Annotated in this window: 15 protein-coding genes and 1 pseudogene; 7 read left to right on the top strand and 9 right to left on the bottom strand. The window is 68.5% G+C overall.

The window, feature by feature from the left end:
• Positions 1-103: 103 nt before the first annotated feature.
• The 3 genes from OG509_RS39560 to OG509_RS39550 all read right to left on the bottom strand — a co-directional run bounded on the left by OG509_RS39560 (position 104) and on the right by OG509_RS39550 (position 3,382).
• Entirely contained in the window at positions 104-568 is a 465-nt protein-coding gene (locus tag OG509_RS39560; protein ID WP_406187393.1) for a lamin tail domain-containing protein, read from the bottom strand.
• A 654-nt stretch (positions 569-1,222) separates the two neighbouring features.
• Positions 1,223-2,221: an ATP-dependent DNA ligase gene (locus tag OG509_RS39555; protein WP_406187392.1), complete on the bottom strand. Its 999-nt coding sequence runs from the start codon at positions 2,219-2,221 to the stop codon at positions 1,223-1,225.
• Between the two features lie 57 nt (positions 2,222-2,278).
• Positions 2,279-3,382 (bottom strand): SMI1/KNR4 family protein, encoded by a 1,104-nt coding sequence (locus OG509_RS39550; RefSeq protein WP_406187391.1) that lies wholly within the window; start codon positions 3,380-3,382, stop codon positions 2,279-2,281.
• Positions 3,383-4,081: 699 nt separating this feature from the next.
• Between OG509_RS39550 and OG509_RS39545 the strand changes: the two genes are divergently transcribed.
• The gene (locus tag OG509_RS39545) at positions 4,082-5,356 is read left to right on the top strand and encodes a hypothetical protein (protein ID WP_406187390.1); all 1,275 of its coding nucleotides are present in this window, start codon (positions 4,082-4,084) and stop codon (positions 5,354-5,356) included.
• Positions 5,357-5,389: 33 nt separating this feature from the next.
• Here OG509_RS39545 and OG509_RS39540 read toward each other — a convergent pair whose 3' ends face one another.
• Together OG509_RS39540 and OG509_RS39535 are read right to left on the bottom strand one after the other, a co-directional pair.
• A complete protein-coding gene (locus OG509_RS39540) occupies positions 5,390-5,914 on the bottom strand; it encodes a hypothetical protein (protein ID WP_406187389.1) in 525 nt (174 codons plus the stop codon).
• Between the two features lie 84 nt (positions 5,915-5,998).
• A complete protein-coding gene (locus OG509_RS39535; protein WP_406187388.1) occupies positions 5,999-6,439 on the bottom strand; it encodes a hypothetical protein in 441 nt (146 codons plus the stop codon).
• A gap of 235 nt (positions 6,440-6,674) precedes the next feature.
• On the opposite strand from OG509_RS39535, the gene OG509_RS39530 reads away from it, so the two are divergent.
• On the top strand, positions 6,675-7,004 hold the full coding sequence (locus OG509_RS39530; RefSeq protein ID WP_406187387.1) for a DUF6233 domain-containing protein: 330 nt from the start codon (positions 6,675-6,677) through the stop codon (positions 7,002-7,004).
• A 40-nt stretch (positions 7,005-7,044) separates the two neighbouring features.
• Here the strand turns inward: OG509_RS39530 and OG509_RS39525 are convergent, their stop codons facing one another.
• Positions 7,045-7,464 carry a hypothetical protein gene (locus OG509_RS39525; RefSeq protein WP_406187386.1) on the bottom strand — a complete coding sequence of 140 codons (420 nt, stop codon included), beginning with the start codon at positions 7,462-7,464 and terminating at the stop codon, positions 7,045-7,047.
• A 411-nt stretch (positions 7,465-7,875) separates the two neighbouring features.
• On the bottom strand, positions 7,876-8,604 hold the full coding sequence (locus OG509_RS39520; protein ID WP_406187385.1) for a thioredoxin domain-containing protein: 729 nt from the start codon (positions 8,602-8,604) through the stop codon (positions 7,876-7,878).
• An 841-nt stretch (positions 8,605-9,445) separates the two neighbouring features.
• Between OG509_RS39520 and OG509_RS39515 the strand changes: the two genes are divergently transcribed.
• The 4 genes from OG509_RS39515 (at position 9,446) to OG509_RS39500 (ending at position 12,650) form a co-directional block, all read left to right on the top strand.
• Positions 9,446-10,039: a helix-turn-helix domain-containing protein gene (locus OG509_RS39515; RefSeq protein ID WP_406187384.1), complete on the top strand. Its 594-nt coding sequence runs from the start codon at positions 9,446-9,448 to the stop codon at positions 10,037-10,039.
• A gap of 33 nt (positions 10,040-10,072) precedes the next feature.
• Positions 10,073-11,344, top strand: coding sequence for an MFS transporter (locus OG509_RS39510; protein ID WP_406187383.1), 1,272 nt, complete (start codon positions 10,073-10,075; stop codon positions 11,342-11,344).
• 133 nt (positions 11,345-11,477) lie between these two features.
• Positions 11,478-11,831 (top strand): hypothetical protein, encoded by a 354-nt coding sequence (locus OG509_RS39505; RefSeq protein ID WP_406187382.1) that lies wholly within the window; start codon positions 11,478-11,480, stop codon positions 11,829-11,831.
• A 51-nt stretch (positions 11,832-11,882) separates the two neighbouring features.
• Complete coding sequence (locus OG509_RS39500) at positions 11,883-12,650, top strand: transposase (protein WP_406187381.1); 768 nt, start codon at positions 11,883-11,885, stop codon at positions 12,648-12,650.
• Positions 12,651-12,719: 69 nt separating this feature from the next.
• Here the strand turns inward: OG509_RS39500 and OG509_RS39495 are convergent, their stop codons facing one another.
• Both OG509_RS39495 and OG509_RS39490 read right to left on the bottom strand, forming a co-directional pair.
• A complete protein-coding gene (locus tag OG509_RS39495) occupies positions 12,720-13,298 on the bottom strand; it encodes a TerD family protein (protein ID WP_406187842.1) in 579 nt (192 codons plus the stop codon).
• A gap of 138 nt (positions 13,299-13,436) precedes the next feature.
• Positions 13,437-14,210, bottom strand: a pseudogene (locus tag OG509_RS39490) (serine/threonine-protein kinase); the annotation flags it as partial.
• Between the two features lie 259 nt (positions 14,211-14,469).
• On the opposite strand from OG509_RS39490, the gene OG509_RS39485 reads away from it, so the two are divergent.
• Positions 14,470-14,736, top strand: a complete 267-nt coding sequence (locus OG509_RS39485; RefSeq protein WP_406187841.1) for a transposase family protein — start codon at positions 14,470-14,472, stop codon at positions 14,734-14,736.
• Positions 14,737-15,150: the final 414 nt, after the last annotated feature.

Here is a 15,150-nt window from a genome sequence, read left to right as displayed (position 1 = left end):
CGGCCCGCACTCGCCAGCCGTTTCGGCGGTCCCGCCCTTGCGGGCCCGGCGCCAAAGGGCCGCCCGCCGTCCAGGCGGCCCTCAGCACCCGACCCCCTGCGGGTCAGTGGTGGCGCCGGCCCCAGGACTCGGTGTCGACGGTGCGGCCGCGGTCATCGCGCAGAGTGGCGGTGTCGCCGTTGTTGCCCCAGATGTACTCGCGGCTGTTCTGGAAGAGGTCGGTGCGGCTGTTGTGGCCGGCGCCGGTGTGGACGCGGATCGTGGCGCGGCCGTTGATGCGGACGTTGTCGAAGCGGTAGCGGTTGCCGTCCGCGTCGCGCAGCGTCCAGCCTCGGAGGTTGATGGCGTCGCGGGTGGTGTTGGTGATCTCCACCCACTCGGCGTTCAGGGAGCGGTTCGAGTGGTCGTCACGTCCGGGGCTGTCGGCCTGGACCCGGCTGATCTCCACCCGCGGATGCTGGCGCTGGCCGTGGTCCTGGGCCGCCGCCGGCAGCGCGGCCGCACCGACCACGGCCCCGGCGGCCAGGACGGTGGCGGCGATCCGACGGGCGGAAGAAGCAGAAGCCATGGGTGACGCTCCCTCAAGAACAGCGCCCCACCAGCCGAAACCGGCCGGTAGAGGCGGTGCGGGTTCCCGGCCCGGATGAGCCGAGGGCCACACTCTCGACCTGGCACCACCGCCACCGCACCCCCGGCAGACACCGGTTACCGGACACGGACATTTCCGTCACACTCGCTTGCACACCACACGGATACCGAGCAGACGTGGCCCTGACATTGACTGCCCGCCACACCCACCCCCACCGACAGCCACAAACCGGAACAACACACTCCGGCGCACCCCCGGCGCACCCCCGGCCCGCATCACCCAACCAGCCCAGTTGAGCAGGTAACAACCGTTCTGCGTAATTCTTCGCACTCACGTCTAGATACGAATGAATGCCCAGATATGGAAAGGCCCCGACCGGCCCGGGGGGATGGCCAGTCGGGGCGCGCCCGGGCCAGCCGGGGGGGGGAGGGCTGGCCGGGCGTTCAGGAGTGTGGGCGAGCGGAAAGGGGTGGTCGCCTCGCGGCGGAGGGCACTGCGGGGCTTCAGCCGAACGATCTTCCCCACAGGCAAATGGTTGAGCCCGGGGACATCAGCCCCTTTCGCCCGACCCACACAGATAGATGAACGGTCAACCATGCCCGAACGTTCCCGGCCCCCCAGCACCCAGCCGGCTCACCCGGCAGCAGCGACCGGACCGGCACCAAACCGTGAAACGTCCTCCGGACCCACGTCCAGGCGCAGCCGCTGGAAGCGGAGCGGATGCCGGAAAATCCCGCCGTGGTCGACGGCCCGGTCGACGCTGACCTCGGCGACCAGTGCGGGGTGGACGAGGGTGGTGTCGAGGACATCGCGGCTCCCCCACGTCGCCGAGAAGCGCACACCCTCCCACGGGTGCCCGGGCGCGGCCGCGGTGAGGTGCTCGGCGACCTGCCTGGCCGCATCCGGGCGCAGCAGTACGGTGCGGCCGACGGCGCGCAGCCGGCCGCCGTGGTCATGGCGGCCGAGGACGAGGAGCTGCGGGCGGGCCAGGGTTCCGGTGACGGCGCCGATGATCGCCTCTGTGGTGTCGCGGCGGCGCACCTTGCTCCAGCCACGATGGTTCGGCACATACTTACTGGTCAGGGGCTTGATGACCAGTCCTTCGACACCTGATACGTCAGTCCAGCTCTCCAGCCGTTCCCGTGCCGTCGCCAGGTCAGTGGTCATCGGGCAGAGCGTCCACGGGGCCGTCAGGGCCCGGGACGCAAAGAGCACTTCGAGGCGTCGGCGGCGCTCACTGTAGGGCAGGCTCAGCGTCTGGACGCCGTCGATCTGGAGAGCGTCGAACGCTACGAAGTGGGCCGGGGTGCGGGCCGCGAGGGCGGCCGCGCTGCGGGCGCGGGCGGCGGCCCGGCGCTGCAACGCCTCGAAGGACAGGGCCCCGGCCTCCGGGTCCCAGACGAGGAGTTCGCCATCGAGGACCAGGCCGGGCGGGAGCTGCTCGACCGCGGCCGCGACCAGGTCGGGGAAGCGGTCCTGCACCAGCGAGCCGCGGCGGGTCTGGATCAGGACCTGACCGCCCGGGGCGGGCGGCGTAAATAGCAGGGCACGGTGTCCGTCGAACTTCTGCTCGTACGCCACCCCGGCCCCCAGGCGCGTGGGCGGGATCGCCTCGGCGGCCTGCGCCAGCATCGGCTCGACCGGCTGTCTGAGCTGCCCCCACCCCGCCCGCCCAGGTCTCCCCCGCCCTCACCAGTAGGCGCGGTCGTCCCAGGGCCGGAAGTCGGCGAACTCGACGGGGTCGTCGTTCTCGTCCAGGGCGGCGAACCCAGGCGTGACCAGTGAGCCGCGCTGCCAGTCGAGGAGGGTGTCGATCAGGCCGCCCTCGAGTGGCGGTCCCTGGGCCGCGTGGCGTGGCCAGACGATCAGCGGCCATGCGTTGGGGTCCCCGCCCTCGGTGAGCCAGCCGAGGTAGTCGCCGTCGATGGAGTTGGCGAAGGGGAGGAAGCCGCCGGGCTCGGGCCAGACGGCCAGCGGGTATCCGGTGGCATTGCCGTCCTTGAGCTGCCGGTAGGCGTCCGAAGTGTCCTCGACGTGCGTGAGGAAACGCCGCTCGTCGGTCCGGAGCGGGGTGTGGAAACGCAGCCACCCGCTCCAGATGCCGGCGCCGTACTCGTCGATCAGCCGCACGTACTCCCCGGGCAGCCGGGTACCCAGTTCGGCGAACAGCCCCTCCCAGGAACCGTTGCCAAGGTCGGGCCGCTCTGGTGGCGGCGACAGCAGCCGCAACCCGTGCAGCCCGCTGCCGGTCTCCAGCGCGATTCGGCGCTCGGCCTCGGTGAGCCGAGGCGGGACATGCGCGGGCGGGGTCCACGCCTGGGCGTCGGGAAGGAAGGCGGTCCGCGCGACCGTGCCCGGCAGCGGGCCCAGCAGGGGGCCCGGAGGAGAAGGGAGCTCCCAGGTGTGGCGGACGGTGTGCCGCAGGTAGTCGGTGAGCGTCAGGTCGTACCGGTGCCACCGGAGCAGGCCACTGCCCGGCACCGCCCCCGAGTGCTGCACCACCACGGTCCACTTGTCGGGGTCGACGGAGGCCGAGGTGTCCCAGAACAGTACGTCGCTGCCCCGCGTGCAGCCCCAGGCCAACAGGCCGCCGGGCTCGGGGTGGAGCACAGGCCGCTCGGCCTCGGGCAGCTCCCGCGCCTCGATCCGCACCTTGCGGTGCGTCGCGCGCAGCCACTCGCCGTAGTCGAAGTGGTCCGGCTGGACGCACGGCATGTGGATCCACACGTACTCACCGAAGTCCAGCGGCCCGTACCTGTCTGCAAGCCGCTTGTAGTCGGTTGGCAGCCGCACTGCGAGCCAGCCCTCGACAGCCGCCCAGTCGATGCGTACAGAGACGGGCGGGCGCCTGGCTGAAGGTGTGGCAAACGTGGCTATGTCCGATGTCAATTGACGTCCTTCCAGCGTGCCATGTGCTCGGCAGATTCTTCCCTCTCCGCGGACCGGGAAGAAACCGGGCAGCGGCAGACGTGCATCACAGGTAGGACTGGCACGCCTGGCAGACCCGATCGCCCGCCGGGTGGCGAACACCCCCAGGGCCTGCCGAGGTGCACGGGTGCAGCACCGGGCGCCTGACCGGGAAGCCCGACGTGTCGTCGGCGCCCAGGGATACCGCGCCATGCCCGGCAAGCGGCCTGCCCGGCGCCAAAGCCTGACCTGGCTCTGACACCCATCGGCGGTGGGACATCGCCATCCCCACCAGTTAGAGGCGCTGACGGCAGCTTTCAAGCCCTTCTGTGAACCGGGGACCACCCTCATACGGAGGAATGCTCTGTCCTCCCGTCAGCGTGGGCAGCTGATCAGGGAGCTCAACCATGCGCTCGACCAGGGCACATGGCGCCTGCTGCTGAACTCGTGAGCCCGTCCGGGACCAGTGCAGGAAGCTGACCGCCCAGAGGGCAAGGTGCTCGTCATCTTGCAGAGCTGCCCGAGGGTGCGCCGCCTACCGGCCTGACCCCCATTCCGGCGAGTCGTTCGGGTGATGCCGTCACCGTGGCTGGCGTCCTGGGACAGATCGTGCTGGATGATGGCTGGACATGGCCCGAGGCGGGCCACGTTCTACTCGCCGCCCGATCCGGCGTAGCGGAGCGCAAGGAGCGTGGCATTGCACCGGCCTGCACCATTCGCATCACAGTCAGCCGGCCATCAGTGTTCATCGGCGTGCGGGATCGGGTGAAGGCATGCCGGGAAGGCACTATTGTGATCCGCCGTTCCTCATGGGATTCCCGCAAACTCCGCTACTGGGCCGAAGCCAGCGGACAATCTCGCCGTACCGGCCTTGCAGGCTGCAACCCGCCCGCCGCGGCCTCGCCAGCGCAGGCCGTGCTCGAGAGCCGCATCCTTGAGCAGCTGGGCACATCTCCGGACCTGTGCGCCCATCCCTTCGGTATCGCTGCACTGAGCAACGGCACCCGTTCCTCCCTCACCGTGCATCTCGATGCCTATCTCGGTCAGGAGCGGTACTCCTTCCCCGAGCACTGCCTGAGTCGCCTGCTGCCCGCTGCTCCCGCGTCGGGCGGTCCTGATGATCTGCTTGGTGTCCCCGGTCTGCGGGTGAAAGGGACCGAGGACCGTGGCAGGAAGCTGCACCTGCGCATGGCCGAAGACCTCGAGCCAGACGTGGGACTCGTCCTGGCCCTCCCCAGCGGAATGGCGGAGGGGTGGGAGGAGATCGGGCGCCGGCACCGACACTGGTGCGAAGACAACGGCATGCAACCGCTCTGGATGAGGCAGGCGACCGATCGCTTGGAAGCCGACTGCCTCAACGGCTACCCCAGTCTCGAACGCGCCCGCGCCAAAAGGTCCGTGGTCGGCAGTGCTCTCCTGAGGCGTATCGCCCTCTTCCATACCGTCGCCGCCTTCTACCGTGTCCAGTGCTGGGAAGACGGTGACAGCTGGAAGATCGACGCTCGTACAGCCCACCCCCGCGCCCACGGCCACGACCAGCTCATCCAGCGGCTGTGCCACCCACGCTGGGGCCTACCGGTCACCATGTCTCACCGGTTCTGCTTCTGCGCCGACCCGTACGCTCCCTATCAATGGGGGTACACTTGCTCCTTGTACTTCGGAGGCCGGCATGGCGGTGAAGACGACCCCATCTACCTGCGCGTACACGCCTCTCCTGAAGGGCGCGACTACGACTGGCAGATCAGGACGCTGCGTCAGATCGGGGCACCCGAAGGCTGGATGGCACGAGCCCTACCGCAGCAAGCAGTCCAACACCATGACCAGCACTTCAAAGATCTCCGGCGGTCGTCCGCCCGTTGAGCCCACCGACAAGCCCGACAAGCCCCCGCTCCGCTAACGCCCGGCCCCGTCGACGTTCCATTCCCGCGGCAGTTCGCCATCGCAGAAGACGCAGACGAAGTCCTCCTCCCGGACGATGTTCAGCTGGTCGCAGGCGGGACAGCGCCGGAACAACACCTCATGGGTGAAGCCGGAAGGGTGCTCGATCCCGGCTGCATCCAGAGCCTCCACGACGGCCCGCCAGGAACTGATGTCCGGGCAGTATCCGGTCGACTGGTTACTCACCTCACCGACCACCCACTGCCCGGGCTCCTTGCGGAAGCTCATCTCTCCAGCAGCGAGAACGGGGCCGCCGCCGGCACACACCACGTGCTCGCTCCGGCGCGGCGCGAGCCGCAGCACGCCCGCCGAGTCGATGACGAACGTGAAAGGCTCGGCCAGCTCCACCGCCACCAGGCCCGACACCCAGTCGTCGAAGTCCGATGCCGAGAGGATGCTTCGGCCCTCAGCCTCCGGCCGGACAAGGGCCCGCAGATCGGGCGGTTCCACATACCGATAGCTCCACGCCGGCAAGTTCACGCTGGCCAACGTAACCCCCGCCCGAGGCCAGGGCCTGGGGAATTATGTGCACTTACCCCTGGGGAATATCGAGAACGTTCACACCTACGGGCTCGCTGGCGCGCCGGCGCGGCTGCGGTACAGGGAGCTACCTCGATTGAGGAACGCCACACCTACCGCCGTGCAGTGCCTGAGCATGCCGAAGTTGCCCGTAATCCTGGCCAGCATGACGTTCTCGTCCTGGGAGATGGCTTCCCGCGCGAGGAAGATGAGGGCACCGGAGAGGTCTCCGTGGGCGAGGGAGCTGCACCCGCTCCACAGAGCAACCGCCATCTTCCCGGGGCCGATGTGGTCTCCGGCCTCCCGGACGATGTCGGTGTAGTCGGGGGCCTTGAGGATCGCCTTCACACGGTCCGGTGGGGTGCCGGCCCGCAGCGCCAGCTGCCGGAGCTCCTCTTCTCGGACCTCCTTCGTCCGCGGCGTCTTCCCGCCCAGGAGATCGTGCAGCTTGGTGGAGGACCCTATGTCCTTCTTCTGCAGGGCCAAGCGCCTTTGGATGCGGGTCAGGGGGGCATCCGACGCCAGCAGACACCGCGACCACAACTCTTGACAGTTCCTCGCCATCCACTGGCGCTGGCTGGCTACGGCTGGTGCCGTTCAGATCAGCTCGCCTTGACTAGTGCAGAGAAACCACGCCCCGACATGCCGCTACGGAGTCGGGGCCTCGCCGCTCTGCGCGGCATGCAAGGCCGCACGACAGGCGTAGTACGGGAGCTGAGCGGTGTCCGAACTCCCGCCTGACCTGCCCCGCCTGCGCACCGTCGTGACGTACCGGCGCGGCGAGCTCAGCCGCGCCGAGCGTGCGCTGAACACGGCGGAAGAGCGCGAGACCCTCGCCGCGCGGCGCCGCCCGCCGGCCGAGCCGCCCGCATGGCTGATCGAACGTGGCATCGGAGTAGGCCGCCTCCCGGTCCGCGTCCACGCCGGAGGCTGCTGGGACGCCCGCAAACGCTGCACAGGCATGAGCACGGACGAGGCGCGGCGGGCATTGGCCGAGGGCGTACAAGCCTGCCCTCACTGTCGGCCCGACGCCGCCCTCGGCATCGAGTGAACCCGTGGTGCCGGGCACAGCGACCGGCACGCCCTGGGGGTTATCGGGGGGTTCGCTGTTGGTCGGTGCGGTGGGCGAACGCACGGTCGGCGCGGCGGCGGTGGCAGACCGGCCTCGGGCCGGATCCCCGCGGCCAGTGCAGCTTGGCGCAGTGCGACACCAGGGCGGGGTTCCCGAAGAACGCTTCCCAGTTGTCGGCGCCGGGCGTGGGGTCCGGGGTGCGCGGGTGGGCGTAGTGGGCGGCGTCCATGGCGGCGGCGAAGGTGGGGTCGCGTTTGCGGCGCTGGTAGATCACTGCGCTGGTGATCCCCACCTCGGCCGCGGCCGCGGTGACCGACAGACCAGACTCCAGACGCTCGAGGAAGACGTGCCGGCGCTCGGGGGTGAAGCGGGGCGCCCTCGCGGGCGCCGGCCGCCCGGCCCCGAGCTCCTTGACCGCATCGCAAGCCCTCGCGAACACCGGATCCTCCTGGCGCCGGTGACTGGCCTTCCCTGCACCGTCCAACAGGATCTGCGCGGCCAGACTGGGGTGCAGCCCAGAGCCAGAAGCCGCAGATACTCAGCACGCTGGATGAGGCCCACGGCGCCGGGTTCGTCAGGGTCGGTGCCCGCCAGAAGGAGCGCGAGAGCGGTGTCGGTGCGTGCGGCGGTGAACACCCTCCGCACACGGAGGCCCGCGGCCTGCGCGGCGGCGGCGACGTCTTGGCCGTTCCGCAGCTGGTCGAGGAGCGTTGACCGTTTCCGGGCGGGCAGGGCATCGGGCATGGCCGCACGCTACGGGCACCCCGAGAACAGCGCCGGGGGCCGGATGCCTCGTACGGCATGCCGCGGTCAGCGGGCGGCAGGGGAGCGGCTCGGGCTACCTAGTCGGCTAGGAGCGGTGGAGCTGCCAGGTTCCGGGGTTCTTCCGGATGGTGTTCAGCAGGTCTGCGGCGAGGTCTTCCTCGAAGATGTTGCCGTAGACCTGTTCGGGGACCATCTTGGCGTTGATGGTGACGGCGGGGGTGCCCGGTCCGAGCGGATCGTCACCGGTATGCCGGTACGCGGTCTGCGACGCGGTCACGAAGTCGGCGTACTTCATTGTGGTCACCGCTGTGTCGAAGGTCTCGCTCCGCAGCCCCGGCACTCGTGCTGCGAGGTCGAGCAGGCGCTCGGTGGTGTAGCCGCCGGACCGCTCGACCTCCGCCTGGCTCTCGACCAGCACGGCGTGGTATTCGGTGAACCGCTGCGCTTCCAGCGCCGCGCGCAGCGCGTTGACGGCCCGCTTGGAGCCGTCGCCGCCCAGGCGGGCGTCCTTGAACGATGCCAGGGTGTAGTCCGTCCTCACCTGACGGCTCACGGTTTGGGAGCGGATCACCTTGGCGCCGGTCGATTCGAATTCCGCGACCACCGGGCACCGTGGATCCTCGTAGAGGTGGACGACCGTCTGGGCCTGGGGATCCCCCACCGTGATCGTCGTGCCGTCCGAAGCCAGCGCCTCGGGCAGCTCCGTGACCCCCGCGTACGCCGCCGTCGCGGGTCCGGCCTCGGACTGCGTCCCCGAGGCCGGCGACGGCTCCCGCCCACAACCCGTGGCCGCGACCGTAAGCGCTGCGCACACCGCCACAGCTGCCGCTCCTCTCGCATACCTGACCTGCATGAAAAGTCCCTCCCCTGGTCAACCCCCCGACCCTAAACACCCGCCCCAGAACGCGCACTCCCATTTCACGGCTCTGCCACCCCGATGCTGCGCAGCCGCGGCGTGCTCGGGTGGTTTGGCCGCCGGCCGCGGCCGCACGCGGCCGGTTCAGAACGCCGCTGTACGCCCACACTCGCGCGTCTCATGGAAGTTGGCGCCGCTGCCCGGGTCGGTACACCGGGCCGGGCTCATTTCCGTCCGCGAGCAGGACGCCCGCCGAGCCCTCATGCGACGGCCCGTACCCCCGGTGCAGCAGTTCCTCGAAGCCGCCGCCCTGGTCCTCGATGCGGACGAAGGCGTCGGACGGGGTGTGCGGCGGGTGACCGGGGTGACGATCCGGCCGGCCTCCAGTGACTTGAGCGACGAGGGCACCCGCTGCCGACGTCGAGGATCACGGCGGTTACCTCTTGGCACCCCCTTTTGACCGAGTGGATCCGCCAGGCCAAGCAGGGTGCTCCGAACCTCATGCCCGTGGCGTCTACCTGTCGTGGCGCCGGCCGGCGGGTGAGGCGGCGATCGACCAGGACGGTTCAGGACCGTGCGTCCGCTTCCGTCCATCGGCCAGATCTTTCGTTTCGGCGGAGGCGATTGCCGAAGTCACGAGCCTGCTTGCCTCTGGAGACAGTCGACGCTGACCGTGTCTCCGGCAGTCAAGCCGGTCTGGATTGGATGCACCTGAATCCCCCGTGCGGAGCCGAGCCCCCTGCCGTACAGTTGTGAAATTAATATTGCGCAAATTCTGCTCCATACCTACGGTGGGGGCATGCGACCGAAGCGCGAGCCCGAGCAGATCACCGACCTGTCCCGGCTGAAGGCGTTCACGAACCCACTGCGAATGCAGCTCTACCGGCTGCTGTACGCCGCGGGCACAGCGACCGCCTCTCAGCTTGCTGATCAGGTTGACCAAGCGCCGTCGCTGGTCAGTTACCACTTGCGCAAGCTGGCCGAGCACGGTTTCGTGGCCGAGGCGAGCGGCCAGAGCACCGACGGCCGTGAGCGGTGGTGGCAGGTGGCGTCCGAGGAGGGCTGGGGGTTTCGCGACTCAGACTTCGCGGACACGCCCGAAGGGGCTGCTGCCGTCGGCGCGGTGACCCGCGGAGTCCTCGACACCCGCACCGCCCAGTACCGCGCATATCTGGACCAGACGGCCGCCTGGGGCAAGGCGTGGACCGACGCCGCGTTCAGCTCCGAATGGATGCTCGCCCTGACCCCCGCCGAACTCGCCGAGATGAGCGACGAGCTTGAGTCGCTGACCCGGCGCTGGCGGGAGCGCGGCAAGGCCGCCCTGGCGGCCGGCGACACGGATGACCGCGAGCACGTGGCCGTGCACCTCTACGGCTTCCCCTTCCGGCTCTGACACTGCCGTATCCCCGACTCACTGGAGACTGCCATGGCCACCGCAGAGACAGTCCTGCCCGAGCGCGCCACCACGCCGGCCTACCGCGACGGCAATGTGCTGCGCTGGCTCACCGCATACACCGCATCCCTCGTTGGCGACAGCGTGTACTTCGTCGCCCTCGGCTGGTCCGCCCAGAAGTCCGCCGGCCCCGCCGAGGTCGGCCTCATCATGGCCGCCGGGGCGCTGCCACGGGCGTTACTGATGCTCGGCGGGGGCGTGGTGGCCGACCGGTTCGACCCGCGCCGAGTCATTCTCGGCAGCGACGCGCTGCGCTGTCTCCTCATTCTCTCAGTGGCTGCTGCCATCGCGCTGACCACGCCAGCTCTGTGGATCCTCGTCGCGGTGGCGCTCGTCTTCGGCGCGGTGGACGCGTTGTTCATACCCGCGATCGGGGCTCTCCCGCCGCGGATCACCAGCTCCGATCAGCTCGCTCGTGTGACTGGCATGCGCTCCCTGTCAATGCGCCTCAGCCAGATCGCGGGCCCGCCCATCGGCGGCCTGGCCATGGGGCTCGGAGGCGCGGCGACCGCCTTCACTGTCGCGGGCCTGCTCTTCGCTCTGTCCCTGCCGCTCCTGCTGACGATACGGATGCGGCCCTTCGGGCCGCCCGGCGAGGAGCAGCCGGAACCCGGGACAGCGTGGAAGGACCTCCTCGATGGCCTGCGCTATATCCGCCGCCACCGCCTCATCGGCCCGCTCGTCGCCGTCGGCGCCATCTGCGAGCTCGGCCTCACCGGCACTCTCAGCGTCGGCATGGTGCTACTCAATGCAGAGCGTGGCTGGGGACCTTCCGGCTACGGCTGGATCGTCAGCAGCTTTGGCGCAGGAGCAGCGGCCAGCGCCGCACTGCTCGCCATAGCCGGTTGGCTGCCCCGCGCAGGGCTGATGCTGGCCGGGACACTGCTCGTGGGCTGTGCGGGAGCGGCCGCCATCGCATTGGTTCCGACCCTTTGGGTCGCGGTGGTGCTGGCAGCGCTCATCGGACTGAGCGCGGGGGTCTTCGGCAGTCTGGACAACACCCTGATACAGACCGCAGCAGACCCCGCATATCTCGGCCGGGTCACCTCCGTCGTCATGCTCACCATGGTCGGTCTCGCACCTCTCAGCTACCCACTGGTCGGCGCCGCTATCGGAGCCTGGGGCGCCGCCCCGGTGTTCCTCGGCTGCGGCACCTTCGCCAGCCTGGGTGTGGCCATGGCCCTGGCCTCCGGCCCGGTGCGGCGAGCCGAACTGCCGCGGCATCGGCAAGGTGTGACCGCCTAAGGGCTGTCCCGTAACTGCTGGTCACGGAGCTGGCCAGGGTGCGGAAACTGCGTAGCTGCTGAGTTCGCGGTGCCGGTATCGTCCGGTCTCCCGACCCGCCGTACCAGCGGCCCACGTTCAGAGAGCGATACACATGACCAGCCAGCAAGCAACGACGACCCTGTGGCGCCCCGCCGGCCCCAAGGAGCTGGATCTGGTTCGGGAGCTGAACTGGCGTGCCTGGCCGCCCCGGCTGCCCGAGCAGCCGATCTTCTACCCGGTTCTCAACGAGGACTACGCGATCAGGATCGCGCGGGACTGGAACGTGAAGCACGATGGCGCGGGCTTCGTCACTCGTTTTGAGGTCGAGTCGGAGTTCTTGAGCCGGTATCCCATCCAGCAGGCCGGCGGGCAGACGATCCTCGAGCTCTGGGTTCCGGCCGAGGAGTTGGACGACTTCAACGCCCACATTGTCGGCGAGATCCAGGTGGTCCACGAGTTCCGCTGAGGCGGGGAGGCTTGCTGAGGGGGCACGCTGGCCCGGTGAGATGATCTTGGTGTGGCTGGTGTGATCACGGCGTCGGAGCCGTCATGGATAGCCCCGTTCACCGGGCTGAGCCCGCGCTGCTTCGGGAAACTGGTGACCGTGCTGCGGCGCGAGGGTGCGGACGCCGTCCGCAAGGGCCGGCCGTGGAGCCTGCCTTTGGAGGACCGGGCACTGCTGGTGGCAGCCTACTGGCGCACGAACTTGACGATGCGCCAGCTCACTCCACACTTCGGGGTTTCGAAGTCGGCGGCCGACCGCATCATCGACCACCTCGGGCCGATGCTCGCCCTGCAGCCCCGCAAGAGGTTCGCCCAGGACACCGTGCTCATCGTGGACGGCACCCTGGTCCCCACCCGCGACCACACCATCGCCGCGCAGTCCAAGAACTACAGGTACTCCACCAACCACCAGGTCGTCATCGACGCCGACACCCGCCTGGTCGTCGCAGTCGGCCGGCCGCTCGCCGGAAACCGCAACGACTGCAAGGCCTGGGAGGAATCCGGCGCCAAAGCCGCCGTCGGAAAGACACTCACCATCGCCGACGGCGGCTACCCGGGCACCGGACTCGTCATGCCCCACCGCCGCCGCAGATGCGAAGACCTGCCCGAGTGGAAGCAGGCGCACAACAAGTCCCACAAGCAGGTCCGTGCCCGCGTCGAGCACGTCTTCGCCCGCATGAAGACCTGGAAGATCCTCCGCGACTGCCGCCTCAAAGGCGACGGAGCCCACCACGCCATGCACGGCATCGCCCGCCTGCACAACCTCGCCCTCGCCGGATAGGCCAGCGGATCGCACCGCGACCGACCCTGCCCAGGGTGACTCAAAGATCATTTACGGGACAAGCCTTAATCAAACGTTAACGCCGTGGTCCCGCGCGACGCCCCACAGGCCAGACGTGTATCCTTTGCCGCCGCCCCGGAAATCCCAACCTCTGCGGCGCCGGTAGAGCTCACCGAAAACCAAAGCCGTGTACGGGGAAGCGGCGTCGTCTGCCAAATCGTAGCTGGCCACTTCCAGGTTGTTCGACGGGTCGACGATCCGGATAAACGCGCGCTTTACCTGCCGGAACGTCTGCATTCGGGACTCGGCATCGTAAACCGAGACCGGCAAGACGATTTTTTCGACCGCGCCCGGGACAGCGGCCAAGTTGACCTTGATCGCATTGTCGTAGGCTTCGTCTTCACCGGTGGGAAAGTCGCCGGAGTGCACCACAGAGCCCTCTGGGCTCCTAAGGTTGTTGAAAAACACAAAGTGCTCGCTGGACAGGACCATGCCCTTGCTGTCAACCATGATGGCGCTGGCGTCTAGATCGAAGTCCCCATCGGTACCTCGCAAATCCCAGCCAAAGCGGATGGTCACGGCCGTCAGGTTGGGCACCTTCTCAGTCAGCGAAACGGTGTCCCCCCTTCGAAGAAACGTACCCTGCAAAGGGATCTGGCTTTCTTTCCCGGAGGGCGGCGTGGCCACGTGGTCATCAACGGTCGGGGTGTGGCTGGGGTAGGGCTGCGTCCGGTGTTGACTGATGTCCTGGAGCCGCTCCTTAACATGACCAGCGGTGGGCGGGCGCTGATCGGGATCCTTGGCGAGCAGGTCCATGACCAGGCGGTCGAGACTCTCGGGTAAACCGGGGTGAAAATGGCTGGGCAACGGCGGAGCCTCTTGGCCGTGCTGACGGATCAAGTCCCACATGTTGCCTTCGAAGGGGCGTCGGCCGGTGCACAGCTCTGTGAGCATGCAGCCAAGCGCGTACAGGTCCGCGCGGCTGTCGGCGATGCCGCTGAAGCGCTCGGGGGCCATGTAGGCGATTGTGCCGATCACGGCGTTGGCCGTCGTGGTGATAACCGTTTGCCGCTCGGCGGCCTTGGCAATGCCGAAGTCCACGACCTTTACCGTTCCGGATACCTGGATCATGATGTTGTCCGGCTTGACGTCTCGGTGTACCACACCGACGGCGTGCGCCGCTCCTAGGGCGTCGCAGATCTGGCCGGCCCAGCTGAGCGCCTGCGGCAGAGGCGGCAGGCCACGCTTCAGGACAGAGGACAGCGACTGGCCCGTGAGGAGCTCCATGACCAGGTATACCATCGGTAGGCCGGCATGCTGGGTCTCCCCGAAGTCGTAGACGGTCACGATGTGCGGATGGTTGAGGTTTCCGGCGATGGAAGCCTCCCGGGCGAAGCGGTCCCGGTCCTTCTTCGCGTCACCCCCGCCCGTCAGCATGACCTTGACCGCAACCTGGCGCCGCACCCGCACGTCGAATGCCCTCCAGACCATCCCGAAGCCACCTTGGCCGAGTAGTTCGATCAATTGGTACCGGTCATCGAGCACGTCGTTCGGCTCCATCAAGTGTCCCCCTTCCCACGAGCGTGATCCTCCCATTCTCCGCCGCAGTGCGTGTACGTTTCCGTCGTCTCCAAGCTCCCAGTGGCTTCGCTCACGAAAACGGGTTCTGGTCCAACTTCTGGGCTCTGTCGCTACTTTGGGGGTAGTTGGGCATCTATCAGGCGTGACGGGTGGGCTTCAGGTTGCGGACCCTCTACTGCCTGGTATCGGAGTGAAGGTCGACCAGCTGGTGCTGACGGATGTGGAGGCCCGAGTCGCCATGCGATCACGGTCCGCATCGGCGGCCTGTTCTGGATGCGGGCAGAGATCTTCGCGAGTGCACTGCTACTACCAGCGAACTCTGGCGGATCGTCCGGTCGCAGGCAGGCGTGTACGAATCGAACTGCGAGCGCGTCGACTTGCGTGCGGGAACCATCTGCTCCTGCGGCTGGTGAACTCCCCCGGAGAGGTGCTTGCCGTCGAGGCCGCGGACGGCGTGGACGTACCTCCCGCGCGCCACCGGCGCAGCTCGCTCCGGCACGCGTAGCGAATGCGGACCGGCCGCCCCCGCCCGCCGGCGCGCGGCCGGTCCCGATGATCACGCCTTCGCATCGGCCGACCATCCAATGATCCTCGGGTCGTGGCCGCCTGGTCGAGCCCACTTGCAAGTGGTGGCGGCGAGCAAGTGTGTTGCCCGTTCCGGATCCGATGGTGAGTGCAAACATCGGTCAAACATCCGCTCCTCTATCGATCCGGCCGTGAGACCTGGAGGAGGACCATCGAATGTCAAGGGTCGGTCGGTGCGCGCGTCTGTTCGCCGCACTTTTGCTGATGCTCATGGGCTCGGCCGCCGCAGGCGCCACTTCCGCCCACGCCGCGACCGAGCAAATCACCGTGAGCCTCTACCGGGTCGTCGAAATCTCCTGTGATGAGGGAGCCGGCGAGGCGTGTGGGAACGACT

The sequence above is a fragment of the Streptomyces sp. NBC_01006 genome (assembly GCF_045162725.1).
GTDB lineage: Bacteria > Actinomycetota > Actinomycetes > Streptomycetales > Streptomycetaceae > Streptomyces.
The sequence above is the reverse complement of the archived record's forward strand: the minus strand, read 5'-3'. Positions and strand labels throughout refer to the sequence as shown.

What these genes read in the sequence shown, in the direction of transcription:
- OG509_RS39560 (WP_406187393.1), bottom strand. Translation starts at nt 568, where the DNA reads ATGGCTTCTGCTTCTTCCGCCCGTCGGATCGCCGCCACCGTCCTGGCC.
- OG509_RS39555 (WP_406187392.1), bottom strand. Translation starts at nt 2,221, where the DNA reads ATGCTGGCGCAGGCCGCCGAGGCGATCCCGCCCACGCGCCTGGGGGCC.
- OG509_RS39515 (WP_406187384.1), top strand. Translation starts at nt 9,446, where the DNA reads ATGCGACCGAAGCGCGAGCCCGAGCAGATCACCGACCTGTCCCGGCTG.
- OG509_RS39510 (WP_406187383.1), top strand. Translation starts at nt 10,073, where the DNA reads ATGGCCACCGCAGAGACAGTCCTGCCCGAGCGCGCCACCACGCCGGCC.
- OG509_RS39505 (WP_406187382.1), top strand. Translation starts at nt 11,478, where the DNA reads ATGACCAGCCAGCAAGCAACGACGACCCTGTGGCGCCCCGCCGGCCCC.
- OG509_RS39485 (WP_406187841.1), top strand. Translation starts at nt 14,470, where the DNA reads ATGCGATCACGGTCCGCATCGGCGGCCTGTTCTGGATGCGGGCAGAGA.